General features: G+C 47.7%; 17 protein-coding genes. 7 read left to right on the forward strand and 10 right to left on the reverse strand.

Features of this window, described 5'->3' with window-relative positions:
* Nucleotides 1-153 precede the first annotated feature (153 nt).
* The gene (locus tag E7588_09310) at nucleotides 154-1116 is read left to right on the forward strand and encodes a hypothetical protein (GenBank protein ID MBE6689448.1); all 963 of its coding nucleotides are present in this window, start codon (nucleotides 154-156) and stop codon (nucleotides 1114-1116) included.
* 99 nt (nucleotides 1117-1215) lie between these two features.
* The gene (locus E7588_09315; GenBank protein MBE6689449.1) at nucleotides 1216-2838 is read left to right on the forward strand and encodes a hypothetical protein; all 1623 of its coding nucleotides are present in this window, start codon (nucleotides 1216-1218) and stop codon (nucleotides 2836-2838) included.
* Nucleotides 2839-3128: 290 nt separating this feature from the next.
* Here the strand turns inward: E7588_09315 and E7588_09320 are convergent, their stop codons facing one another.
* Nucleotides 3129-6863: an S-layer homology domain-containing protein gene (locus E7588_09320; protein ID MBE6689450.1), complete on the reverse strand. Its 3735-nt coding sequence runs from the start codon at nucleotides 6861-6863 to the stop codon at nucleotides 3129-3131.
* A 202-nt stretch (nucleotides 6864-7065) separates the two neighbouring features.
* A complete protein-coding gene (gene trpB / locus E7588_09325; GenBank protein MBE6689451.1) occupies nucleotides 7066-8301 on the reverse strand; it encodes a tryptophan synthase subunit beta in 1236 nt (411 codons plus the stop codon).
* Between the two features lie 430 nt (nucleotides 8302-8731).
* Between trpB and E7588_09330 the strand changes: the two genes are divergently transcribed.
* Nucleotides 8732-11311, forward strand: a complete 2580-nt coding sequence (locus E7588_09330) for a GTP-binding protein (GenBank protein ID MBE6689452.1) — start codon at nucleotides 8732-8734, stop codon at nucleotides 11309-11311.
* 65 nt (nucleotides 11312-11376) lie between these two features.
* Here E7588_09330 and E7588_09335 read toward each other — a convergent pair whose 3' ends face one another.
* Genes E7588_09335 through E7588_09345 form a run of 3 tightly spaced genes read right to left on the reverse strand, consistent with a single transcriptional unit; the run spans nucleotide 11377 to nucleotide 15380 of the window.
* Nucleotides 11377-13365, reverse strand: coding sequence for a hypothetical protein (locus E7588_09335; protein ID MBE6689453.1), 1989 nt, complete (start codon nucleotides 13363-13365; stop codon nucleotides 11377-11379).
* A 33-nt stretch (nucleotides 13366-13398) separates the two neighbouring features.
* Complete coding sequence (locus tag E7588_09340; protein ID MBE6689454.1) at nucleotides 13399-14109, reverse strand: glycosyltransferase family 2 protein; 711 nt, start codon at nucleotides 14107-14109, stop codon at nucleotides 13399-13401.
* Nucleotides 14106-15380 (reverse strand): hypothetical protein, encoded by a 1275-nt coding sequence (locus tag E7588_09345; protein ID MBE6689455.1) that lies wholly within the window; start codon nucleotides 15378-15380, stop codon nucleotides 14106-14108. The genes E7588_09340 and E7588_09345 overlap by 4 nt, the downstream gene beginning before the upstream one ends.
* 125 nt (nucleotides 15381-15505) lie before the next feature.
* On the opposite strand from E7588_09345, the gene E7588_09350 reads away from it, so the two are divergent.
* The 3 genes from E7588_09350 to E7588_09360 all read left to right on the forward strand — a co-directional run bounded on the left by E7588_09350 (nucleotide 15506) and on the right by E7588_09360 (nucleotide 19154).
* Complete coding sequence (locus tag E7588_09350) at nucleotides 15506-16168, forward strand: Vitamin B12 dependent methionine synthase activation subunit (protein ID MBE6689456.1); 663 nt, start codon at nucleotides 15506-15508, stop codon at nucleotides 16166-16168.
* Nucleotides 16155-18566, forward strand: coding sequence for a homocysteine methyltransferase (locus E7588_09355; protein ID MBE6689457.1), 2412 nt, complete (start codon nucleotides 16155-16157; stop codon nucleotides 18564-18566). Before E7588_09350 ends, E7588_09355 begins: the two co-directional genes overlap by 14 nt.
* Nucleotides 18567-18641: 75 nt before the next feature.
* Nucleotides 18642-19154 carry a ferritin gene (locus tag E7588_09360; protein ID MBE6689458.1) on the forward strand — a complete coding sequence of 171 codons (513 nt, stop codon included), beginning with the start codon at nucleotides 18642-18644 and terminating at the stop codon, nucleotides 19152-19154.
* 64 nt (nucleotides 19155-19218) lie between these two features.
* Here E7588_09360 and E7588_09365 read toward each other — a convergent pair whose 3' ends face one another.
* Together E7588_09365 and E7588_09370 are read right to left on the reverse strand one after the other, a co-directional pair.
* Complete coding sequence (locus tag E7588_09365; GenBank protein MBE6689459.1) at nucleotides 19219-19689, reverse strand: hypothetical protein; 471 nt, start codon at nucleotides 19687-19689, stop codon at nucleotides 19219-19221.
* Between the two features lie 12 nt (nucleotides 19690-19701).
* Nucleotides 19702-21054 carry an MATE family efflux transporter gene (locus E7588_09370; GenBank protein MBE6689460.1) on the reverse strand — a complete coding sequence of 451 codons (1353 nt, stop codon included), beginning with the start codon at nucleotides 21052-21054 and terminating at the stop codon, nucleotides 19702-19704.
* 196 nt (nucleotides 21055-21250) lie between these two features.
* Here E7588_09370 and E7588_09375 point away from each other — a divergent pair, with 196 nt between their 5' ends.
* Entirely contained in the window at nucleotides 21251-22522 is a 1272-nt protein-coding gene (locus tag E7588_09375; protein ID MBE6689461.1) for an amidohydrolase, read from the forward strand.
* A gap of 98 nt (nucleotides 22523-22620) precedes the next feature.
* Here the strand turns inward: E7588_09375 and E7588_09380 are convergent, their stop codons facing one another.
* From E7588_09380 to E7588_09390, 3 genes are read right to left on the reverse strand one after another with little or no spacing between them, the layout of a single operon-like run.
* Nucleotides 22621-23223: a hypothetical protein gene (locus tag E7588_09380; GenBank protein ID MBE6689462.1), complete on the reverse strand. Its 603-nt coding sequence runs from the start codon at nucleotides 23221-23223 to the stop codon at nucleotides 22621-22623.
* Between the two features lie 20 nt (nucleotides 23224-23243).
* Nucleotides 23244-24212, reverse strand: a complete 969-nt coding sequence (locus E7588_09385; GenBank protein ID MBE6689463.1) for an RnfABCDGE type electron transport complex subunit D — start codon at nucleotides 24210-24212, stop codon at nucleotides 23244-23246.
* 10 nt (nucleotides 24213-24222) lie between these two features.
* Nucleotides 24223-25422 (reverse strand): 4Fe-4S dicluster domain-containing protein, encoded by a 1200-nt coding sequence (locus E7588_09390; GenBank protein ID MBE6689464.1) that lies wholly within the window; start codon nucleotides 25420-25422, stop codon nucleotides 24223-24225.
* Between the last annotated feature and the right edge of the window lie 28 nt (nucleotides 25423-25450).

Raw genomic sequence — 25450 nt, forward strand, 5'->3', positions numbered from 1 at the left:
AACGATTTTTGTTTCTTTCAAGGCATTTTTGCGCAGTTATATGTACATATTACAAGAAAAAATAACGCCGAAAGGGGCGAAAATCGTCCTCGAAACCGACATGAGTTCGGCTCTTTTCGGCTATAACAGAAAACACAAGGAGGTTTTATTTTAATGCCAACAATTCTATCAGGCAAGAAAAAGGTATATTTCAAAATAATCGATGAGTTGGATTACAACTTTGTTATAGAGGGCTGTCCGGTTCAGGTGTTGCGGGGAAAGACGGTCAGCGATATTGAAAATCACAAAATTTATCTTTCACTGGAGCTTCTCAACGTAGGAGATAAACCCGTATCCGGCGTAGGAATACAGCTTTTCTTTTACAACGAGCGCGGCAACGTACCCGTTTCAAAGCCCACACTCTTCTTGGATCTGGGGGTAGTTCCGCCCGAGGCGTTTGTAGCGGACGTGAAGCCTGAAAAGCATCTGAAAACCGCAGAAAAAAACGTACTTTTCGGTAATGATTACTTCATTGAGCTTACCGACAGCTACTTCAAGCGCATGGAGGTAGGCATCACGGAGGTCGTATTTACAGACGGCACACGTCAAAGCTTTAATGCTGTTTCTAAAAGCAACTACGATTCATTCTCCACTCTCAACAAGCAGAAGGTATCGGCATATAACGACATAAACATATACGCATCGCTGGAGGAGCGCTATCCCGCCCGCGTCATACCCACAAAGGACGAGCTGACCTGGGTGTGCTGCTGCGGAGCCAAGAACCCCATCGATGAGGGGAATTGTGCGGTGTGCAAGCGCGAGCGCGACTGGCAGTTCTCCAATCTGACGGTCGAAAATCTGGAAAAGGTTGCCGACGAATATGAAAACTCCGACACTGCAAAAAAACAGCGGGCGGGCGAAATACGGGCGCAGGCAATCTCACATTACAGCTACAACGAGAAAGAGCGCGAGGAAAAGGAACGTCGCGACCGCGAGGCAATAGAGCGCGCCGAGCTTCAGCAAAAAACGGCGGAAACACGCAAAAAACGCATAATTACCATCGTCTTTGTATGGCTCATAATTCTGGCGGCATACCTTGTAATTTCTGAATTTACCGGCGGGGCAAGGTTCAGATAATGCTCAACCAATTCGCAATGCGCAATTAATATTGACTTTTTTCGCTTTATATGATAAACTGTTGTTACACGAAAGTGTATTATTTTTCAGGAGGATATTATGAAAAAAACATTATTTTTAGTTCTGACTTTCATTCTTTGCACCGCCATGCTTTTCGGCTGTACCGCAAACGGTGGGCTTACCACAGAAGCATTCGACAAACAGCCCGATAAAATACTTGAAAACTCCATCGATTATTCGGTTATCGGTCTCAGCAACACTTCCATAAGCAACCTTAACAAATCGCTTACAAAAACTCCCGAGTCGGGCAAGCTGATAATAGGTGTTGATGCCGCCGCACTCACAGGCGACACAACAATGCCAACCTTTAACCTTTCCACAGCCGGCGACTCCAAAAACGGCAGATTTGATTTGGATTTTGCCCTCAGTTCGGAAGCGCTGAATGCCGATGCCCGCCTTTACATAGACGGCGATATGCTGGTACTTTCTTCCGACAGTATCCTTGGCGGTGCTTATGCCGTTAAATTTGAGGAGTTTAGTACATTTATTGAAAAGCTGGAAAATTCCGAGCTTTTGAAATCCCTGGGCATGCCCGCCGACACTCTTAATGCTTTATGTGAGCAGTACGGCATAAACGATGAATACATCTCAGGTCTGCAGACCGCCTGGAAGAACACCTCCGAAGCAGTTTCCTCTTTTGGCGATATGACTTTTGCAATGCAGGAAAAAGTAAAGCCCGTCTACACCCCTGCCGTTGAAGAGACCGTTGAAATAAACGGCGCAACCGTTCCCGTTATAACCTCCACCACGGCGCTTACCTCCGATACATACAGCGAAATCATGGAGATTTACACCGACTGGATTATGAACAATGCAGGTGCGTATTTCGAGCTTATAAACGCGGCTGTCCCCAAAGCTCTCAGTGAGCAGAGCGGTGTGAACATAGCCGAAAGCTATGACCTGGTTATGCAGGAAATACAAACTGCCATACAGCAATCCATGGGCGATATGACCGCAGATGCCAACATAAAATACTATATCAGCAAAGATACCTCCAAGCTTGTAAAGATGGACATGCAGTATCAAGCCGCTATACAGGGTCAGCAAATGGCATACGACCTTGCTGTTATTATGACAGACGGCTTCGAGTTTAACGGCACCATCACTGCCGACGGCGAAACAATCCCCTTAAGCGGAAAAATAACCTATGTTGAACAAAACGGCATCAAGACCTGGAATTATAATATTGCAACCGAATCGTCGGGCGAAAAGGTCGATACAAGCATGTCTCTTGTTCTCGACGATGCAAAAGGCACATACAAATTGAGTATTGCGGTGCCTGACGGATATGAAGCAGATGAAAACGTAATCATAAACGGTACATATGACGTCACCGACAAGTCCTTTGCTTTCACCGTTGATTCCATCCTGGCTGACGGAGAAACAGCAGAGGTGGGCATAACCGTGGGCTATGAAAGCGGTATTACCGTTGAATCCCCCACCGAATACAAGGAGCTTCTCGCCCTCACAGCCGATGAAGCATATGCTCTTATCGGCAGAATAGGCACTTTCGCAATGAACATTCAGCCTCAGCCCCAACCCGACTACGTTTATGAGGATGAATACTACTACGATGATGAATACTACTACGATGATGAATACTACTACGATGATGTTTACTACGGCGATGACGAGTATTATTTTACAGGCGACGAGCTGTAATAAAATGATATAAAACGCAATAGGACTGTCTCATTAAACAAATTAATGTATAGAAATTGAAAAATGTAGGGGCTGATGCAAGCATCAGCCCGATTTGGGGTCGATGCAGGCATCGACCCCTGCATTTTTGCACATTTATACGATAGTATGTTTAATGAGACAGTCCCTTTTTTATAAACTCAATTTGTTATGTTGTGAGGTTGTGTCTTAAATCAATAAGGTTAAAATGCCGCAAGACGCGGCGCCAATGGGGGCGACATCCCGCAGGCAACAAAGTATTTGCGGTTATTTTAACCCACTGTAACGAATACACCGTCGGTGGTTTCAAGACTTATTGTGTAATATCCGTTCGCGTCCGCAGTGAGAACGGTGGGAACAGCTTCATCGTAAAGGGTTACGGTGAGAGGCTGAGCGGTCTTGAACTTAAGGGTTGCGGGCTTTTGCTCCTTGATATCGGTCATATTCACAACGGTGAATGCGTAGCCGGTGCCCTCTTTCTTTTCAAAGCATCCGATAAGCAGAGGCTCGTCGGAAACGGTTTCGGAAAGAATGCCGAAGTTTTCATATTCACCGCTCATCTTCAGCCATGGAGTAGCGGAGGTGCAGTTGAGAGTGAATGCGCCCAGGTTCTTATACTGAATGTAGGTGTCGGAAAGCTTTCTCAGCTCCCACATTACGGTTGCACAGTCGTCGTACAAGGGCTGAGTAGGCTTAAGGGTTGTAGTATTCAGAACGGAGGGGAAATCGGTTTCATTGGAGCTCTTAAGAGACCACAGCAGGATACCTGTACAGCCGTAGGACAGCATTGCATAGCTCTGCCAGCGGTATTCTGCCTCGGTGGGATTACGCTTACCGCGTGTCCAGCCCCATGTCTGGATACAGCACCAGAACTCGGCATCATTTTCACGGGCAACGGTAGCAATCTGGTTAATGGATTCGCAGTAGTCGTTATAGGTGCTCCAGGATGCGATATTTTCTTTACCGTTATGACCGTTGAGGGGGTAAATATCTGTACAGATATAATCTACATTGAAGTTTTCAAACCATGCCTGGCAGTACTTTCTGTACAGCTCGGGGTCAGCATCGTAGTACTCAATTGCCGCGGCATTTGCTCCCAGCTTGAGCTGAGCTGCATTAGCATACATAGGAAGCAGATTTACAAAGGGAATCTTACCGGGCAGCTGTTTCATGTAGATATCCGCAACATCACCCATCCAGCCGAAGCTGTCTGTACCGGGCTCGTCCACCAGGTTATGACCGCTGAAGGAGGGATGGTCGCCGTAAGAAGATACATGATCGCGGTAGTTGTAGTTATTTTCCAGTACCTGAGATGTAAACGGAACGTCCTGGGCAAATACCTCTATACCGTACTTATCGGCGTAATTGAAAACATAATCTCTGCTCTTGGAGCCGGAGGAAGCGTTACCCGAAATAATGGTGTCAACGCCCAGATCGCGCAGAAGCTTCATACCCTCGGGAGTACCGAAGGGAGACATGAAGCCCCATGCGCCTATGCGTATTCTTTCTCTCTGGAAATACTCGGGGGCATAGGTAGTGGAAGCCATATTAACGCCCAGAGCAGTTTTAATAACTCTCTGCATAACAGTGGCAACCTCTGCACGGGTGGAAAGACCCTTGGGGTCAAATCTGCCCTCGCCCTTACCGTTGAGAATGCCCAGCATTTGCATGGACTTGATAGCCTCAATCGTTACGCTATCGCAATCTGCAAGGTCGGTGAAGGTCATTTCGTCTTCGTAGCCCTGCATATTGAAGTCAAAGGTGTTACAGTAGTTTGCTATAACCACAGACATGGTAGCACGGTCAATGGGATCTTCCGCACCGAAGGTCACCTCGGAAAGAGGAGCCATAAGTCCGAATTCCTTAGCCCACTGAATATAGGGTGCATAATATTCGGTTGCGGGAATATCGCCGTAGCCTGTGTTGCCGTCGTATTTTGCGGTGTCAACGCCGTGCATACGTCCCAGAACGGTAATGAACATACCTCTGGTCATGGTGTCCTCGGGGCTGAACTCGGTGGGAGAGGTTCCGCCGAACAGAGTTCTGTTGGAAACGAAGTTAATATACTGTTCGCCCCAGTGACCTGCGATGTCGGAATACTGCTTGGTGTTGTAGCCCAGAGTATAGGTTGCAGGCTTATTTGCCACAAAGGTGGTGTAGCCGTAGCCGTTGGTGTAGGACATGGCAACTATTTCCTGAGTGCCGTCCGAATTTGTGCGTATAACAACGGGGTCGGTACCCTCGCCTACGGGAGTGGTGGAGGTGAGGAGATAGTCGTTTCTGTTGTAGTTTGCGCTGAGAGCACCTGGGGGAGCGATGGAGGTCTGCATTTTTGCAGAGAATTCTGCGCCCTTGGTGTAGTCGAAATCAGAGGTGTCGGAGCTGAGGAATTCGTAAGCCTCGCTCAATGTACGGAAAAAGCCCATACGGCTTATATATATGGAGGCATTGGTGTCCGTTCCGTTAATGGGGTCAAGGCGGAACAGATTACAGGTGCCTACCCAGTTGCCCTTGTACTTGGAGGTGTCGCTCAGATCGGTGATGGTATTTTCCCACTGACCCTTTGCAGGGAAATCAAAGGGGCTGTAAGAAGCATCGCTGAGAGTGGGAAGATCGGAGGTTGTAAAGAACAAACCGCCTCGTGTAACGGTGGAGGTCGTCTTGTGACGGTAAGCAAAGTACGGAAATTCAAGACAGTTGAAATACTCATCTTCGGTGAGAGTGAAGGTCATCATGGGGTCGTGAGAGGTGGGGTTAACAACCATAACACCCGCTTCAAGCGATACATTCATACCGCCGCTTTCAAAGCTTTCTATGGCTTCTTCGCTGTCAAATATCCACACGGGGTTAGCCTTACCGGAGTTGATGCGGGGCTTTTCCACCTTGGTATCCTCGGTGGGAACGTAGTTTTTTGCATCCTCTTCGGAAGCAAAGAACGCGATATAGTCAACGTACATCTGGCTTCCGGTAGCCATCTGACCCGAGGGTTCAGCCTTCCACATACAGTCAAAGCGAAGCTGACTTATAGTGCCACTCCAAACGGAAGTGCTCTGCGATTCGTCGGGATTTATGCCCTGTGAAGCAAGGTTTGCATCCTTGATATTGAAAATATACTCAACAAAGTCCTCATCCTTTGAGCTGATAGGGAAATGTGTGCAGGATGAGCCTGTTATCTTGTCACCGGTAGCGGTGGATGCAAAGTGCATTTCAAACTGTGTAGCGTCCGAAAGGTTGCGTACACGGAACTTTATCCAGGGGTACTTCTGTGCATCAAGATGCTGGTTAACAAGCGTAACGTAGGGGTCGCCCACATTCTTTCCGCCCTCTTCGGGTCCGCCGAAAGAGGTCACAATGCCATAATCGTCCGTGTATTCAATAACGCAGTTTGTTCCGCTCATGCCAAATGCGGCATTCTTTTTGCTCAGATTAAATATCTTGGCAGGCTGGCCGGGAAGAATCTCGGATGGTACCTCTTCCATTGCACCGGAGGAATAAGCGGCGTAAGTTACCGCATCCTTGAAAAGGCCCACGTACTCGATGGTGTGGCTTCTTTCGTCAGATGCACGGCAGGGGTCAAGACGTAACTTGGTAACCTTACCGTTCCACTTTGCGGTGCCGGGTGCGGCATTTTTCATATCGAATTTGAAGGTTCCGATATAGGAGGAGCGAACAGTATCCTCTGCACGGGGATTGCCGGTACAACCCTCTGTCCAGTGGTAGAACTGCATTCTGCCGCCGGTGGTAAAATCGCGGTAGCCTACTGCAAGAATTGCGTAGTCCTCAAGATTGATGGTTTCGCCCTCAGCGGGGACAAAAGTAAGGTTGATGTCATCGCCGGAGCCTGTAATTACAGCGCCTTTTTCGGTGACTTCAACATTTGTTGTCTTGGACGGTGCCCATTTTGCAACATCATCGGGATTGGAAAAATCCCAAACAATGTAATCCGCCGCACAAGCGCTGACAACAAAAAGCATGATAAGTGCCAATATTACGGTGATTCTCTTCATAGCGTTCTCCTTTAATTTTATTGTATGTTAATTATAACAAATCAAGGCTTCTGTGTCAACATATTTTTGAAAAAAATATATAAAAATCAGCAAATCATAAAACCTCTGCCAAACAAAAACAGCATGAAAAAGCTTTTGCTTTTTCATGCTGTTTTCACCATATACCAACGCTTCCGCTTACGCAAAAGCAAGATTGAATTTATCAGTCAAGTTTGAATTTTTCGCCGAAGCCGTAGGTCTCCATAACATAGTCAATGTCCTTATCTCCGCGTCCCGAAAGGTTTACAAGGATAGAGCCCGTGTTATTCTCGCGCGCATAGCGAAGTGCAAATGCCAGAGCGTGAGAGCTTTCGATAGCGGGGATAATACCCTCATTACGGCACAGCAGGAAGAATGCCTCCATAGCCTCGTCGTCCGACACGGTGACGTATTTTACACGGCCTGTGTCGTGCAGATATGCATGCTCCGGTCCGACAGAGGGGTAGTCAAGACCGCTGGCGATGGAATAAACAGGCAGAGGCTCGCCGTTTTCGTCCTGCAGGAGATAGCTTTCAAAGCCGTGGAGAATACCCTTTTTGCCGTAGGTGATGGAAGCGGCATGGTCGCCAACAGACGGTCCGCGTCCCAGAGGCTCAACGCCGTAAATATCAACAGGGTCTGCAAGGAATGCGGGGAACATACCCATGGAGTTGGAGCCGCCGCCTACCGCCGCACACACTGCGTCGGGAAGTATACCGGTCATTTCCAAGAACTGTGCTCTTGCCTCGTCGCCCACTACCATTTGGAAATCGCGCACCATTTTGGGGAAAGGATGAGGGCCGAGAACCGAGCCGATGCAGTAGATAGCATCCTTATATTCGTTAAGATATGCGTCAAATGCCGCGTCAACAGCTTCCTTGAGGGTCTTAAGACCGTGAGTTACGGGCACAACGCGTGCGCCCAGCATTTTCATACGGGTTACGTTGGGAGCCTGCTTTGCAATGTCAACCTCACCCATGTAAATATCACATTCAAGACCGAAATATGCCGCCGCAGTAGCAAGGGCTACGCCGTGCTGACCTGCACCTGTTTCGGCAATAAGCTTTTTCTTGCCCATAAATTTGGCAAGCAGACCTTCACCCATGCAGTGATTGAGCTTATGAGCACCTGTGTGGTTGAGGTCCTCGCGCTTTAAGTATATCTGGCACTTGCCCAGCTTTCTTGAAAGTCTTTCGCAATGGTAAACGGGAGTGGGACGTCCCTGAAATTCCTTTCTGATACGGCGAAGCTCGCTGATAAACTGTGCCGAACGGCAGATAGTTTCATACGCTTCGTCGATTTCCTTGAAGGCAGGCATTAATTCGGGGGGCAGATACTGTCCGCCGTACTCGCCGAAGCGACCGTTTTTGTCGGGAAATTCCTTAAGATAATTCTCAAAATCCTTATAAGTCTTATTCATGGTATATATTCCTTTCGTGATAAATATTCAGATAAAATAAAAAAACCTGTCCCGTAAAATAGGACAGATAACTCTGCTGTGCCACCTAAATTGACTTTTTCATGTACAAACATACACTGTCCGCTGTAACGCGCAGCCCGCGTTCTTCCTAACCAAACGGCTCGGTCGACCCTCATGAGTCCATTGGGCTTTCCCGCATTACCGCAATCCCACCATCTGCGGCTCTCTGTGAAACACTGAAAAAAGCTTACTACTCTCAATCAACGGTTTCATATTTACACAATAATTATATTCCATTCCTGAAAAAAGTCAATAGCTGAATCAACATATTTACATTTTATTAAAATAATCCCCAAAACAAATCTTTACATTTTTAATTTGAACAATTAATAAAGTTCTGTTATACTATGACTATGAAAGGAGACAGCGCATGAAAAAGAAAATAACCATCGGCATACTTGCTCACGTGGATGCGGGAAAAACCACGCTTTCGGAAGCGCTGTTGTACCTTTCGGGCAAAATACGAACTCTCGGGCGTGTTGACCACAAAAATACCTATCTTGATATAAATCCCGTTGAGCGCGAGCGGGGAATAACCATTTTTTCAAAGCAGGCGCGCTTCGGTACGGATAATTGTGACTTTATATTGCTGGACACACCGGGACATGTGGATTTCAGCGCCGAAACGGAGCGCACTCTTGCGCTTCTGGATTATGCCATACTGGTTATCAGCGCATCTGACGGTGTGCAGAACCATACCCGTACGCTGTGGCAGTTATTGGAGTTCTATCAGGTACCCGTTTTTATTTTTGTCAACAAGACCGACATAGCCACAAAATTCAGAGACGAGCTTCAAAGCGAGCTTTCAAAAAATCTCTCACCCTTATGCACCGCCTTTTACAGTGAGGACACAAAAAATCAGCTGGACGAAAAGCTCGCCATGACAAACGAGGATTTTCTGGAGAGCTTTTCAAGTGACATTCCCATTGAGGACGGGGACATCGCCTCTCTCATCAGCGCAAGAAAGCTGTTCCCCTGCCTTTACGGCTCGGCGCTTAAAACCGAGGGTGTGGAGTTTTTGATATCGGCGCTTGAAAAATACACTCTTTCCCCCGTATACAATGACGGCTCAATGGGCGCTAAAATATACAAAATCTCCCGCGACGGCACATTGCGCTTCACCTGGATGAAAATTACAAGCGGAAGTCTGTCGGCGCGCGACGAAATACATTACATCAGCAAAAACGGCGAAAAAATAAGCGAAAAAATAGGTCAGATACGCCTTTATTCTGGTGAAAAATTCACTCAGACAGACAGCGTTTTTGCAGGCGAAATATGTGCAGTCACGGGGCTTTCCCAGACCTACACAGGTCAGGGTCTGGGTGAAGAAACCGATACCGCAAAGCCCGTTTTGGAGCCTGTTTTGTCTTTCAGAATAAAGCTCCCCGAGGGCTGTGACCCTGTGGCGTACTTCCCGAAATTAAAGGAGCTTGAGGAAGAAGAGCCGTCTTTGCACCTTTACCGCAACGATGCTCTGGGGCAGATTGAGGCCCGCCTTATGGGCGAGGTGCAGATAGACCTTATCAGGCGCATGATTTTTGAACGTCTCGGCATACAATGCGAGTTGGACACAGGCAAGATACTGTATAAGGAAAAAATTGCTTCAAAAACCGTAGGGGTAGGGCATTTCGAGCCTCTCAGGCATTATGCCGAGGTACAGCTTGCCATGGAGCCGCTTCCCGAGGGCTCGGGGCTTATTTTCGACATCGATATACCGGAAAACTCACTTGACACCAACTGGCAAAGACTGATTCTTTCCCATCTTTACGAAAAAAATCATATCGGCACTCTTACAGGCGCAACGCTTACCGATACTAAAATAACTCTGGTTGCGGGCAAAGCCCACCAGAAGCACACCGAGGGCGGTGATTTTCGGCAGGCGACACTGCGTGCCGTGCGTCACGGGCTTATGAAAGCAGGCTGTGTGCTGTTGGAGCCGTATTACAAATTCAGACTGGAGGTTCCGTCTGCCTGCGTGGGACGCGCAATGGCGGATTTACAGGCGCGTAACGCGGAATTTGAAATAACCTCCTCCACCAATGAGGCAAGCATTATATGCGGCAGAGCGCCCGTTTTGGCACTTCACGATTACACCCGTGAGGTCATTTCCTACACACGCGGTACAGGCACACTGAGCTGTACGCCCGACGGATATGCTCCCTGCCACAATGCCGACGAAATAATCTCCGCCTGCGGCTACGATCCCGAGGCTGATTTGGAAAACACACCTCATTCGGTGTTCTGCGCTCACGGTGCAGGCTTTATCGTTCCCTGGAACGAGGTGGATAACTACAAGCATCTTGAGGTCAAGGAAAAGGGCGAGGACACCGCAGACGACATCATCCCCAAGGTTTCAAAGCTTGCCAAAAAATACGAGTTAAGCGTGGAAGAAGTGGAAGCCATAATGCTGCGCACCTTCGGTCCTATGCAAAGAAAGCGTTACAGCCCGCCCCGAACAGTTTCGGCAGGAAACACCAAACGCCGTCCGAGTCCCAAAAACACCGATATGTACAAGCGTTCTCTGATAGTGGACGGCTACAATCTTATCTATTCCTGGGAAAGACTGAAGGAAATTGCCGATTACAGTCTTGAGGACGCGCGTGATGCTCTGATGGACATTCTTTCAAATTATGTGGCTTACACCAAGGTAGAACTGACACTGGTATTTGATGCCTACCTTGTAAAAGAGGGTGCGGGTTCGGATTTTATAAAGGACAACTACCGCGTTGTATACACAAAACCCGACGAAACGGCAGACACCTTCATAGAAAAAATGATGCACAAGCTGGGACCCGATTACACCATCCGCGTTATCACGGGAGACAAGCAGGTTCAATTCTCCGCCATACATTCGGGTGTTTTACGTATGAGCGCCAAGGAATTTGAGGCGGAAGTCGCCTCGGTAGGCAATGAAATCACAGAATTTGTGCGACGGCTGTCACAGACATGAAAAAAGCTGTAAAACTCAAATGAGTTTTACAGCTTTTTGTTCACATGCCGTATTTACCGAAATTCTTAATTAAATGCGGTCCACTTTTCTTCGCCTTTAATCATGCTGTATTTGTGGTAATTGATGGCTTCCATTATCTGATAATATGCCCAGTGGTCACGTGTAACGTCATCAAAAGTAACAAGCTTGGATTCATAGCGGTCGATAAAATGCTTATCGGGGCTTCTTTCCAGCATGCGGTTGATAACCACAACCGCCTCGGCACGTGTAATGGTGTCCTCCGGACGGAATGTGCCGTCGGGGTAACCGTCAATCCATCCCAGATTTGCCGCGCCTACAATATATTCGTAGTACCAGTCGTCCTCGCTTATATCGTCAAAGGTGTTCTTACCTGACGGCGAGCCATCCATAAAACGAACTGCCGCCGCGATGAATTCACCGCGTGTTATAGCCCGGTCGGGCATAAATTTGTTATCGTCATATCCGTTTATGATGCCCAGTGAGCTGAGTACTCCAACTGCGGTATAGTGCCACATATCCTCGGTAACGTCCTCGAAGCTTTTGGAAATCTCAACCTTTTCGGATTCCTTCAAAAGATTGTAGAACATCTGAGACGCTTCGGCGCGGGTCATATCGCTGTCGGGACGCAGCGTTGAGTCATGATAACCGTTGATATATTTTACGTGTTCGGTTTTCTTGAGAAGGTTTCTGTCATTTACAGGCTCTCCGCCATCGGTAAGCACAATCTTTATGGGCTTGCGGAAGGTATAGGTATAAGTAACATCGTCCGTTATGAGGTTTTCTTCATATTCGGGCGCCTTGTCCCAGCCCTCTGCTACGGTATAACCGTTATCCGCTCTCATATCAACGGGAACATTGTCAATGCCAAGTGTGCCCTTGCCTTGGGTAAGATAAACCGTAACCGTCTTATCCTCGCGTGTGCCGTCCGCCCACTTACCGTGTATTATTCTGAATGTAACGGTTGCGGTCTGCACTTCGCTCCATACCGCATACAGTGTAACGGTACCGTCGTCGTCGGAGGTAAGGTTTACGACCTCTTGTCCGTCGGTATATACAGTCTGTCCGTCAACCTCGGTAGCCCAGCCTGCAAAGGTGTAGCCATCTCGGGTGAAGCTGTTGTCGGTCAGATTCTGCTTCACATCGTAGGTGAATGACATATCTGCCATTGTGCCCTCTCCGCCGTTGGCATCAAACTTAACAGTGTAGCTGATGGGAGCGAAGTTTGCGGTATAGGTGATTTCCGCCCAGCCGTCCGCAGGCTTTTGGGGAACAAAAGCTTTATCCGTACTTACCTCCTGTCCGTCGGCAGTCCAGTTTACAAACTTGTAGCCCTCATTGGCTGATGCGGTTGAACCGTTTGCAACCCCCGTGTCGGGATTAAGTGCCTCGCTCGCCGTGTCAACAGCTCCGTTTTCACCTGCGGTGTAGGTTACGGTAACTGCGGTTTTTTCATTCCATACCGCGTAAAGCGTAACGGTACCGTCGTCGTCGGAGGTAAGGTTTACGACCTCTTGTCCGTCGGTATATACAGTCTGTCCGTCAGTCTCAGTTGCCCAGCCTGCAAAGGTGTAGCCATCTCGGGTGAAGCTGTTGTCGGTCAGATTCTGCTCTTCATCGTAGGTGAATGACATATCTGCCATTGTGCCCTCTCCGCCGTTGGCGTCAAACTTAACAGTGTAGCTGATGGGGGAAAATCTGGCTTCATAAAGCGCAGTCACCCACAAATAATGTCCGCTGGAATAGGGGTCCGGCTGATACTGCTCAGGTTCGGGTTTAAATTCAGCGGTATCGGTCAAAAAATCATCGTCCCTGTACCAGCCGTCAAATGTATATCCGTCCTTTGCGGTTGCCTTGGAGCCCTGCACAGGCTCATATATAGCATAGTCATCAATCTCTTCCTCTTCATTGGACACACTGCCTCCCTGCACCGGACTAGCCTGATAGGTAAGGGTGGCGGCGCTTACGGGAAGCGTTCCCAGCACCATTATTACGCAAAGGATGAGACAAACCAAGGATGTAATTCTTTTTTTCATTATTTTTTCTCCTTTCGGATTTTTGATTTACTGTTAGTCAAAAATATATTTGAGTATCAGCTTTATGTGTCTTATGCCGTCCGGAACGGCTTTAAGATGGGGCTTTGCCGTTATGCGCCGGTCTCTGCGAAGTCCCGCGGGAAGCTGAACGATTTTGAGCCTTGCCCGTGTCACCGCAAGTATCATTTCGCTGGCAAATTCCATACCGCTTGCCGAGGTTTCAAGCTCTGAAAAGCTTTGCCTTTCAACACCTCTGAGCCCGCAGTGAAAATCGTGCACAAGGCTCTCTTTGGGAGGTTTATATTTTCTTTGAGCCAGCCGTCCCATAAAAGACAGAAAGGGAACACCCAAAGCGCGGTGGGCAAACGGGGATGCGCTTCTTTCAAAGCCGTAGGCATATCTGTCGCCCACTGCCAGCACGGCACCGCTTCTCAATGCCTCAAGATAGGGCAAAAGAGCCGAAAAGTCATAGCTTCCGTCGCAGTCCGCCATAATAACATATTTGCCCCTTGCCTCTTTGATTCCGCCCCTGAGCGCCTCACCGTAGCCTCGTTTTTCAATGCAGACCACCCGGGCACCGTGTTCAAGGGCGATTTTATCCGAGCCGTCGGTACTGCCGTTGTCCGCCACAAGTATTTCGCCCGCCGTACCGCTTTTTTCGAGAAAGCTCTTTGCCTCCCCGATACAAAATGCCAACGTTTCATGCTCATTAAGACATGGCATCAGAACGGTAAGTTCCATCATATTTTCCTTTTTTTGAATATTTTCACAAAGTTGCCGCGTGTACAGCTCCACATTCCCGTACCGACCGCCACAATAGAGTTAAAAAGTGCACGATAGGTCATAAAAGGATGCAGTGCCGAATGGTTGTTGACAACCAGAATTCTCACAACGGGTATAAGAGCAACAGCAAGCATCACGTACATAAGCCCCGACTCTGCCTTTTCGTTTCTGAAAACGTACCACACACAGAAAAGCACAAAAACCGTAAGCGCCAGTGTAAGCCATATTCCCGCAGGTGTTTTGAAAAGGCTGAAGGGGAACATCATATTAAGATTAACCGCCAGAGCCGCCGCGGGCTGAAACACTTCTCCCGAAAAATCCCCTGCCATGCGGTAAACGCCCTGATTAAGCGCAATATCCGAAATGCTCCGACCCGTAACCATACCCGCAATAACCCACTTTGCAAAAAATGTGAGGGAATAGCCCGAAAGCCAACCGACACAGCACTTCAAAAGGGTGTAAAAGGATTTTTTCAAATTTTTATTTTCGCTGTGCAAAAGACAGATAAGCGGCAGACAAAGTGTCACCGTTTCACAAGTCAGAAAATCAAAAAAGCAGGTCAATGCGCCGAAAACAGTAAACAGCATCGCTGTGCTTGGCATATTTTTTCCATGTATAACAACCGATGAAAAAACAAACATCAGCATAAAACAGGAAAAATACTCAATGCACAAAGCCGCCATCCACACACGGCACAAAGCAAATGAAATTGCGCTCATTACGGCAAGTGCGTAATACCTCTTTCTCAGCAAAAGTGCAAAATACACAATACACACAGCCCCCAGCGCTATGCCGAAAAGTGCTTTAATACCGAGAACATCGGTAAAAATCATAAGAGGCTTGACAACCGATGCCATACCGTGCCAATACCTTGCGTAAGATGCATCCGGGTCATTTTCAAACGATTCGTAAAGCGCCTGTCCGGGCGTTATCTGTTCACCACGGTAATACGCACAGTCTGTCGCCGAATAAAAAGGTTTTGAACCGTCAAAGCCCTCAATTACTCCCAGCAGTACCGCGTCGGCATAGTTATGTATAACACCGCCTCCCGTGCCGTCAAGGCTGTAAAACATGTCAGCATCCTTATACATCAATGCCGATTTCTGCATATTGGGCTTTATCCACTCATACGGCAGTAATGCCGTAAGTGACATAATCCCGAAGAACACTGTCCACAAAACAACAAGTACCGCTGTACATTTAAGAACAGCATACAATAATTTTTTGTACATATCACTAAATCCCAAGTACATTTTGGTAGGACAATTATATCACATATTTTACCTCTGTGTCAATATTTTTGTTATATCGTATAAATTTTTTTCAAAATAAAAACACTCTTGAAATATTTTTCATAATGTTGTATAATTTAACATGCAAAAATCATAAGGAGGCAGGCATGGCAGATACGGTTATCACACAGGTTTTTGAACAACCGCCGATAAATAAAAAAGAAATACTGCGCTACGCGGGTATAACGTCAGACAACGCGGACATACAAAGGTCGGTGGATGAATGTATTGCCGAAATGCTTCCGCTTGTGACCTACCGCACCTGCCGACGGGAATTTCCAATCAGATATGACGGGGATACGGTGGATTTGGGCTTTGCAAAAACAAGGTCCGTGTCGGTGGCAAGGTATCTTGAAAACTGCGTCAGTGTACTGGTTTTCGGAGCAACAATAGGCATTGAAGCGGACAGATTGATTTCGCGTTATTCTGCCGTCTCACCCTCCCGCGCGCTTATTATGCAGGCAGTAGGCGCCGAACGCATTGAGAGCCTGTGCGACGCACTGTGTGAGCAAATAAATAAAGAAAAAGCTTCCGCGGGGTTAAGGTTAAAAACGAGATTCAGCCCCGGCTACGGCGATTTTGAGCTGACGGCTCAAAAGGATATTTTCAGTGCGCTGGATTGTTCAAGAAAAATCGGGCTGACACTCAACCAAAGCATGTCGATGTCCCCATCAAAGTCGGTTACGGCAATCGTGGGGATTGCAGGAGAACAGAATGAAAATAACTGATTTTATAAAAGATAATATACTGTTTCTGGACGGCGGTATGGGTACGCTTCTGCAACAGAAGGGACTTATGCCGGGTGAGCTTCCCGAGCGGTGGAACATCACCCGTCCCGAAATCATAAGAGACATTCACCGCGAATACTTTGATGCGGGAAGCAATGTTGTCAACGCCAATACCTTTGGCGCAAATATTTTGAAATTTTCAGCCGACGAGCTTGAAGAAATTATCAGCTCCGCACTGCAGAACGCACGTGATGCCGCTTCTCTGAGCGCATCGGCACAGCAAAAGTGGGCAGCACTGGACATAGGTCCGACAGGACGTATGCTGGCGCCCTACGGCGACCTTGACTTTGAGGAAGCGGTAAACGTTTTTGCGCAAACCGTAAGGCTGGGTGTAAAATACGGCGCAGACCTTATCTTTATTGAAACCATGAATGACAGCTATGAAACCAAGGCGGCGCTTCTGGCGGCTAAGGAAAACAGCACTCTGCCCGTTTTTGTATCCAACGCTTACAGCGAAAACGGCAAATTGATGACGGGCGCCTGCGCCGAAGCAATGACAGCAATGCTGGAGGGCATGGGAGCTGATGCCATAGGTGCAAATTGCTCTCTGGGACCCGATGCGCTGGCAGGAGTAGCTGAGGAATACCTTTTAAACGCAAGTATTCCCGTACTTTTGAAGCCCAACGCGGGGCTTCCCTGCACCTGCTGCGGAAAAACGGTGTATGATGTAACGGCAGATGATTTTGCAAAAAGCGTCAGCGCTCTTGTAAAAAAGGGTATACGGATTGTGGGCGGCTGTTGCGGAACAACACCCGAATATATCAGAAAAACCGTAGATGCCTGCCGCGGAATTACCCCTGTAAAAATCGTACCGAAAGAATTCACCCGTGTCAGCTCGTACACCCACGCGGTAAGATTCGGAAACCGGCCTGTTCTCATAGGCGAAAGAATCAACCCTACCGGCAAAAAGCTGTTAAAAGAGGCTCTTAAACGCGGGGATATGGACTACATTCTGGGCGAGGGCGTAAATCAGCACAAAAAGGGAGTTCATATACTGGACGTCAATGTGGGATTGCCCGAAACGGACGAGGTTAGAATGCTGACTAAGGCGGTGAGCGGACTTCAGGCAGTAACCGACCTGCCGTTGCAGATTGACACCTCCGACACCCTTGCCATGCAATGTGCACTGCGCCGGTACAACGGAAAAGCCATGATAAATTCCGTCAACGGCAAAAAGGAAAGTATAAATGCCGTGTTCCCGCTTGCCAGAAAATACGGCGGTGTTGTGGTTGCTCTTACGCTGGACGAAAACGGGATACCCCCAACAGCCGAAGGTCGTCTTGAAATTGCAAAAAAGATACTTGATGCCGCGCGTGAGTACGGAATTGACAAAAAGGATATAGTTTTTGATCCATTGGCGCTTACCGTCAGTGCGGACAGCACTGCGGCGCTTGAAACACTGCGTGCAGTAGAGCTGATACACAACGAGCTGGGCTGTAACACCTCTCTGGGTGTTTCCAATGTGTCCTTCGGTCTGCCCGTGAGAGAAGCCGTAACAAGCACATTTTTTGCGTTGGCACTGCAAAAGGGGCTTAACGCCGCCATAATGAATCCCTACTCCGATGAAATGATGAAGGTGTATTATTCCTACCGCGCTTTGTCGGGCATGGACGAAAACTGCAGTGATTATATTGCCTTTGCCTCGCTTCTTCCCAAAATGACAGCCGTCTCCGAAAAGAATACAACTGTCTCCGAAAGCGTTTCTGGCTCCTCACAGCTTCAGGATGCGGTCATAAACGGGCTTGGCGAAAGAGCCGCAAATCTCACAAAACAGCTTATAACCGAGGTAAACCCCACCGACATAGTACAAAACGAAATTATCCCCGCCCTGAACCGTGTGGGTGTGGGGTTTGAAAACAAAACGGTATATCTCCCTCAGCTTCTCATGAGTGCAGAAGCGGCAAAATCCGCATTTGAGGTAGTGAAAAATGCCATGTCGGGCAGTAACGCATCCCCAAAATGCCGTTTCGTAATTGCCACCGTCAAGGGCGATATTCATGACATCGGAAAAAACATTGTCAAGCTTCTTCTCGAAAACTACGGCTTTGAGGTAACGGACCTGGGAAAAGACGTAGACCCCGAAGCGATAGTTCAGGAGGTCATACGTCTTAACGCGCCCATTGCGGGTCTGAGTGCACTTATGACTACCACTGTTCCCGCCATGGAGGAAACCATAAAGCTTCTCCGTCAAAAAGCGCCGTGGTGCAAGATAGTCGTAGGCGGTGCGGTTTTGACAAAAGAGTACGCCCATGCCATCGGAGCGGACAAATATGCCAAAGATGCCATGGAAACCGTGCGGTATGCCGAAGAAATAAACGTTTCATTAAATCAAATGTGACTAAATCACAGTTTTTTTCATAAAAATCTATTATAATATATATAACAAATAAAAAATCCGCAGGAGGAATAAACCATGCTTAATCCCAAAGTTCATGAGCTTTTAAACCAACAGATAAACAAAGAATTCTATTCCGCATATCTCTATCTTGAAATATCCAACTACTTTTCCGACAGAAATCTTGACGGCTTTGCAAACTGGTACATGGTGCAGGCACAGGAGGAAAAAGATCACGCAATGCTGTTCTATCAGTATCTTCAGAACAACAACCAGAAAATTACTCTTGAAACCATTGCAAAGCCGGACATCAAAATCGAAAAGGACATGGATGCCTTGCAGGCAAGTCTTACTCACGAGCTTTATGTAACCTCTCTCATCAACGACATTTACGCGGCGGCTTATGAGGCAAAGGATTTCAGAACCATGCAGTTCCTTGATTGGTTTGTAAAGGAACAGGGTGAGGAAGAAACCAATGCCAACAACCTTATTTCCAAAATGGAGCTGTTTGGATCTGACCCCAAAAGCCTTTATATGCTCAACCAGGAATTAAGCGCAAGAGTATATGCCGCGCCCAGTCTGGTGCTGTAAGGTAACACTTGTCAAGGCTGAATATCACCGTAAAAAAAGCACTTCTCACGAAGTGCTTTTTACATTATTCTTCATCCAGAAAATCGGTTGCCTTGATATAGCCCTTATTGAGCGCCATTAATTTATCGTCGTATTCCTCCACTGTCATAACCAGCGTCATAATCATACGCTCCACAAAGCCCTCGCTTATCTCCACGTCGTTGCAGAACTGAGTTATTTCATAATCCACTTCATTGCCCAACCCGTAGGTAAAGCCGCCGCTGATAAGCCCCTTGTTGATACAGCAAATTGCAATGCACATATCAACTACCTTTTCATCGTCTATCCTGAACGGCAGATGCTCCAGCATGGTTATTGCCTGCTGTTTTGCGTTTACAATTATCAGAATATCATGCACCATGTCCTCGCCCTGATGCCCCAGGGTAATAACCAGCTTTTCTTCATGCTTTTTATAGGTAAGGCCCATATTGTCGAGAGTTGTGCATATAGTATTGTATACCGACATTGCACTTGTCATATCAATTTCGTCTGCCATGGTAATTCTCCTTTATTTACCTGTATTTATTGCCTTGGTTTTCCACTTGCCGCCTGCGTAGAACATTGCGGTAAGCACTGCACCCATCACCCAGGAAACGAGCAAGGATATCTGAATACATTCCTTTATACCGTAGGGAAGCTCAGGAGTGCGTGTCAGCCAGGAAATTCCGTATGCCACGGGAACACGCAACGCAACGGTGGTAATAAGCGAAATCCACATAGGTGTCATGGCATCGCCCGCACCGCGCATAATACCCGAAAGGCTTTGTGTCACTGCCATGGCAATATATCCCACCGCAAGTATCTTCATAAGGTTATAGCTCAAACCGACAAGCTCGGCGGTATCGGTGAAAAGACCCATAAGCGGCTTTCCGAACAGCAGTATGACAGCCGTTATAACGGCAGAACAACCCACCGCCATAAGCGTTCCCTGTCTTGCACCCTTGGTAACACGGTCGTACTGACCTGCGCCCACGTTCTGACCTGCGTAGGTGGTAAGGGCGGTGCCGAAGGAGAAGTTGGGCATCATTGCGAAGCCATCCACACGCATTACAACAACGTTTGCGGCAATAAACTGGTCGCCGAAGCGGTTGGTGAGCGATTGCACAACTATCATGGCGGAGGCGAATATTGCCTGAGTGAGTCCCGAGGGCAGACCCAGGCGGATAATTGTTTTTACGGAATCCGACTTGGGAAGCATATACTTCCAGCCGAAATCGAAATATTCTCTCATTTTGGAAAGCTTCACAAGACACAGCACAGAGGATACAAGCTGTGCAATGATGGTTGCCAACGCAACACCCGCAATACCCATTTGCAGGGAAGCAACAAAGTAAATATCCAGCACAATGTTTATAACAGTTGCAACCAAAAGGTATACCAGTGCCGAAATGGAATCGCCCAGACCGCGTATAATACTGCTGAGAATATTATAATATGCCATGCCCGCAATACCGATAACCGAAATGGTGAGATAATCCGCACAGCCGTCAATAATGGTGTCGGGAGTATTCAGCATCACCAGCACGGGACGTATAAAGGGTGTTGCCGCAACCATAAGCGCAATACTGCATACCGCCGTTACGGTAAGGCTGTTGCCTATGGCATAGGAAAGCGCCTCGCGGTTACGTGCACCGTAATACTGGGATACCATTATATTTGAACCTACCGAAATGCCGATAAACAAAACAAGCAGAAGATTTACGATAGGCATTGCGCTTCCTACCGCCGCCAGAGCTCCGTCACCGATGTACTTTCCGACAACAATGCTGTCAACTGTACTGTAAAGCTGCTGTGCGATATTTCCTATCAGCATTGGCAGTGTGAACATTACTATACATTTCCAGGGTGCACCCAGCGTCATATCTGTGGGTGCGAATAATTTTTTTAACACGGTTTTCTCCTTAACAAAATCAAAAATTCCGAGCCATATTTTAGCACAAACGACATCAAAAATCAATGTACATAATGTAAAAATCCAAGTACACGGATACAATTTATGTTGACAGAAATCAGAAATTATTGTATACTGTTACCATCAATAACGAAAGGTTATAAATATGAACTACAAAATAACGGGTGCAAAGGTTTTGTGCGCCGACAATGAAAAGCTTACAATACAGGATAAGGATATTTATATTTCGGGCGGAAAAATAGTCTCTGCCGACGTGGTGAAAGATAAATACGAAACGGTAAACGCCTCGGGAAAGCTGATGATGCCGGGGCTTATCAACATGCACACCCATGCCTACATGTCGCTTTTCCGCAATTATGCCGACGACGTGAACTTTGATGAATGGCTGTTCAAAAGAATTATGCCGGTTGAGGAAACCCTCTCCCCACACGCTGCATATATTTCCTCGCTGTTCAACATGATGGAAATGGTCATGACGGGTACAACCTGCTTTATGGATATGCACATGTTCGAGGGTCAGTCCGCAAAAGCGGCGCGTGACATGGGCATGCGCGGCTACATCGGACGTGCGGTGGTAGGCGAAGACCTTTACACCGACGGAAAAAGCCGTTTTGAGGAATGTCTGAGAGAAAAGGATATGTACGAAAGCGACACGGTGAAATTTGTGCTGTCCCCGCATGCCATTTATTCCGCTTCGGTAAAAATGTTCACACAGGTGACCGAGGAATCCGAAAAACGCGGTATGCTTCGCATGACCCATCTTTCGGAAAGCGACAACGAAATCCAAAACTGCTTCAAAGCCCACGGCATCTCACCCGTAGAGCTGCTTGACAAAACGGGATTTCTCAGCCCCAAGGCAACTCTTGCCCACTGCGTGAAGTTCAGCGACAGCGACATTGAGCTGGTGGCAAAAAGAGGTGCAAACGTGGTTACCAACCCCGCCAGCAACTGCAAATTGGGTAACGGCTTTGCACGCATAAACGATATGAAAAAGGGCGGTGTAAATATATGTCTGGGCACCGACAGCAACGCCTCCAACAACACCCAGAACATGATAAGAGAAATGGGAGTTATGACGCTTATTCACAAGGGTCTTGCCTGTGATTCCGTGGCGGCGCCTGCGGAATTCGTGATTAACTGCGCTACCCGAAACGGCGCAAGGGCATTGGGTATGGAAAATATGCTGGGCGTTATAAAAGAGGGCGCTTGCGCCGACCTTATATTCCTGGACCTTAATTCTCCCTCTCTTTTCCCCAACAACAATATACTTTCCTCGCTGTGCTACTCTGCCAACGGCTCGGAGGTTGAAAGCGTTATGATAGACGGCAAATTCGTTATGAAAAACCGCGAATTTGTCACGGTTGACAAGGAATACGTCATACATGAGCTTCACAAGGCAGTGGAAGAATTTCTTTGATAAATGATGAAGGCTTTGGGACGGATAGAATAATACGCAATAAAACCTGAAACGGAAAATCCGTTTCAGGTTTTTTCTTAATTGCCTCACGGCAAATATCACAGCTTCCATATGCTTTTTCTTTTGCATATATCCGCACAGGCACCGCAGGAGACACAAAGCTCATAATCGATATGCGCCCTGCCGTTTTTTATTGCAATCGCGTTCTGAGTGCACACCGTAACACAGTCTGCACAGCCGTTACAGCCGATTTCACAGCAACCCTCGGTGTTGGGAGTCTGCCCGCAATAGCTGCACCCCACCCAATACCTTGCACTGCGGGGAATAAGCTCAATTATCCCTTTCGGGCAGGCAGAAATGCATTTACCGCAGCCGTTGCACTTCGCCCTGTCCACCGCCGCTATACCGCCGATGATATGTATTGCTCCCTCGGGGCACGCATCTGCACAGCTTGCAAGACCGAAACAGCCGTAACTGCAGTTTTTCGGTCCGCCGAACAGCTGTGATGCGGCCTGACAGTCACTGATACCGTCGTAATTATATTTTTTAGGGGATATTTTATCAATACCGCCGCACATCACCTGAGCCACACTGTCTGTACTGCCCACAGGCGGTGCTTTTTTTATTTCGGGCTTTTTAAGCTTCAAAATCACATGCAACAAGGTGCCCGCAACAATAAGAGCAAGAAAAATATACTGCATATCGTTCCTCCGTCAAAGCATCATGATTTCTTTTTTATTTCACTTCCGAAAGGACGGGGGACAAAAAGCTTATCTATGTGGGGAGTAAGAACATTCATAATGAGTATGCCGTAAAATACTCCGTCAAATCCGCCCCAGTAACGCGAAGCCATGGTTATAAGTCCGCAACCCGCACCGAAAATTATCTTACCCGTACTGCTTACGGGAGAGGTAACGCAGTCGGTTGCCATAAAAACCGCACCGAGTATGACACTTCCGCACAAAAGGTGGAACAGCATAAAATCCTCTTTAAAGGTATTCATGGGGAAAAGATATGCCACTGCCGCCACCGCGCCCATAAAGCTGAGGGGTATATGCAGTGAAATTATGCGGCGCGCCAAAAGATAAAGACCGCCCGCCAGAAGCACAAGTGCCGAAACCTCTCCCAATGCACCCACGCGGTTACCGATAAGCATATCAAACTGGGGAATGGGGGGAATCACACCCGTAACCAGCGAATCCAGCGCAGTGGGGGTGTAGGTGATATCCGTAACATTACCCCAAAGCGGAAGCTTTTCAAAAGGAGCTGTAAATCGGTTCGCCTGCGGAAAAAAGCCCAGTATCACACGCGCTGTCACGGCGGGATTGAGAAGATTTTTTCCTGTACCGCCAAACGCCTGCTTTACTGCCATGGCAATAATACCGCCCGCGGCAGGCATCCACAAAGGGCAGGCGGCAGGAAGCGTAAACGCCACAAGAATTCCCGTCACCACGGCGGAAAGGTCCGAAAGTGTAACTCTTTTTTTGAGTATAAGCTGTATTGCAGTTTCGCTGACAACACATGAAAAAACACTTATCAGCGTAACGGCAAGGGCACGCAGACCGAAAATGTATGCACCCCATATGAGCGAGGGCACAAGTGCGATAATCACATCGCACATTATTGTCGAAACGTTATCCTCCCTGCGCACATGGGGCGAGGGGGAAACGGTTAAAAGCTTTTTTTCCATATATATCTCCCTAGGCTTTACTGCTGTTTTCTGCTTCACGCAGGGACGAAATTTTCTGCGTCAGCGAAATGTTTGCGGGGCAGACGTAAGAACATATTCCGCAGGAGGTACAGCTTGACGCCCCCTTCATTTCGCCTTTTACAATGCGGTACGGCATAAGGTACATGGGACAGTGCTTCACACAGCGTCCGCAATTTATACAGTCGGTCTCACGCTTTTTTTCAAAGCTCTGCGAAAGAACAATAAACCCGTTTGTATCCCTTTTGACGGAATAGTCGGTGCTGTAAACCGCTTTTCCGCGCATGACGCTTCCGTCAAGTATTTTGTGCGGCTCTTTAACAAAACCTCCGCAGTACCCTATAATATGGGAAAGAGGTGTTCCGACAGGAACGCACAGGTTTTTCGGCTTTGCGATGCAGTCACCGTCAACAGTTATATATCTGCTGACGGCAGATATGCCATATACCAGTGCTCGGTAGGTATCCACACAGCACATCGTGTCAAACACACCGTAGCCCTGCTGTAAAAGGCTTTTATCCCCACTCAACTCCTTACCGTACAGGGCATATATAAGCTGACGGGGGTCATCCTGGGGGTATTTCGGCTCAAAAGCCTTGATTTCAAACAGCTTTTTCAACCCCAGTGCATCCCTCAAGGCACGTATGGCGTCTCTTTTGGTGTATTCTACGGCGATTACCGCGTGACGTACACCGCATGCCTTCATAAGTATTTTTGCACCGCCCAGTATTTCGGCGGTATTTTCCAGTGCAAGACGATGGCTTGCGCACAGATACGGCTCTGTTTCCATCAGATTTACAATCAGTCTGTTGACTTTTCCGATGCCGTTTACCGCAGGCTCGCCGCCATTCATTACACCCGTGTTGCGCAGTATTTCGGCAATCTGACCGCTTTCAAGCTCCTTTATGGGAGTCTGAACGGGCATAACGTTTTCACACAGCGACATAAAATCATTTTCAACGGTAATACTTTCATCCGTCAAACCCGTAACGCTTCCCGACACACCGCTGAACACACCGATGCCGTCTTTTTCACCGATTTTCTGCCATTTTTTAATTTTTTCGCCCTCTTTCACAAGGGCTGTGTCGATATCAAAAATCAGTTTTTGCGGTTCGGGTATGGTTTCGATTTTCATACCTTTGGTGTTTTTAAGCTGTTCAATGCGCACACCTGCGCGTATGGAATACGGCATATAAACCTCCGTAATAATGAAATAATTC

The sequence above is a fragment of the Oscillospiraceae bacterium genome (genome assembly GCA_015065085.1).
Classification (GTDB): Bacteria; Bacillota; Clostridia; order Oscillospirales; family SIG627; genus SIG627.

Coding starts and splice junctions, on each gene's coding strand:
- E7588_09310 (MBE6689448.1), top strand. CDS start 154: ATGCCAACAATTCTATCAGGCAAGAAAAAGGTATATTTCAAAATAATC.
- E7588_09315 (MBE6689449.1), top strand. CDS start 1,216: ATGAAAAAAACATTATTTTTAGTTCTGACTTTCATTCTTTGCACCGCC.
- E7588_09320 (MBE6689450.1), bottom strand. CDS start 6,863: ATGAAGAGAATCACCGTAATATTGGCACTTATCATGCTTTTTGTTGTC.
- trpB (MBE6689451.1), bottom strand. CDS start 8,301: ATGAATAAGACTTATAAGGATTTTGAGAATTATCTTAAGGAATTTCCC.
- E7588_09330 (MBE6689452.1), top strand. CDS start 8,732: ATGAAAAAGAAAATAACCATCGGCATACTTGCTCACGTGGATGCGGGA.
- E7588_09335 (MBE6689453.1), bottom strand. CDS start 13,365: ATGAAAAAAAGAATTACATCCTTGGTTTGTCTCATCCTTTGCGTAATA.
- E7588_09340 (MBE6689454.1), bottom strand. CDS start 14,109: ATGATGGAACTTACCGTTCTGATGCCATGTCTTAATGAGCATGAAACG.
- E7588_09345 (MBE6689455.1), bottom strand. CDS start 15,380: ATGTACAAAAAATTATTGTATGCTGTTCTTAAATGTACAGCGGTACTT.
- E7588_09350 (MBE6689456.1), top strand. CDS start 15,506: ATGTTGTATAATTTAACATGCAAAAATCATAAGGAGGCAGGCATGGCA.
- E7588_09355 (MBE6689457.1), top strand. CDS start 16,155: ATGAAAATAACTGATTTTATAAAAGATAATATACTGTTTCTGGACGGC.
- E7588_09360 (MBE6689458.1), top strand. CDS start 18,642: ATGCTTAATCCCAAAGTTCATGAGCTTTTAAACCAACAGATAAACAAA.
- E7588_09365 (MBE6689459.1), bottom strand. CDS start 19,689: ATGGCAGACGAAATTGATATGACAAGTGCAATGTCGGTATACAATACT.
- E7588_09370 (MBE6689460.1), bottom strand. CDS start 21,054: ATGACGCTGGGTGCACCCTGGAAATGTATAGTAATGTTCACACTGCCA.
- E7588_09375 (MBE6689461.1), top strand. CDS start 21,251: ATGAACTACAAAATAACGGGTGCAAAGGTTTTGTGCGCCGACAATGAA.
- E7588_09380 (MBE6689462.1), bottom strand. CDS start 23,223: ATGCAGTATATTTTTCTTGCTCTTATTGTTGCGGGCACCTTGTTGCAT.
- E7588_09385 (MBE6689463.1), bottom strand. CDS start 24,212: ATGGAAAAAAAGCTTTTAACCGTTTCCCCCTCGCCCCATGTGCGCAGG.
- E7588_09390 (MBE6689464.1), bottom strand. CDS start 25,422: ATGCCGTATTCCATACGCGCAGGTGTGCGCATTGAACAGCTTAAAAAC.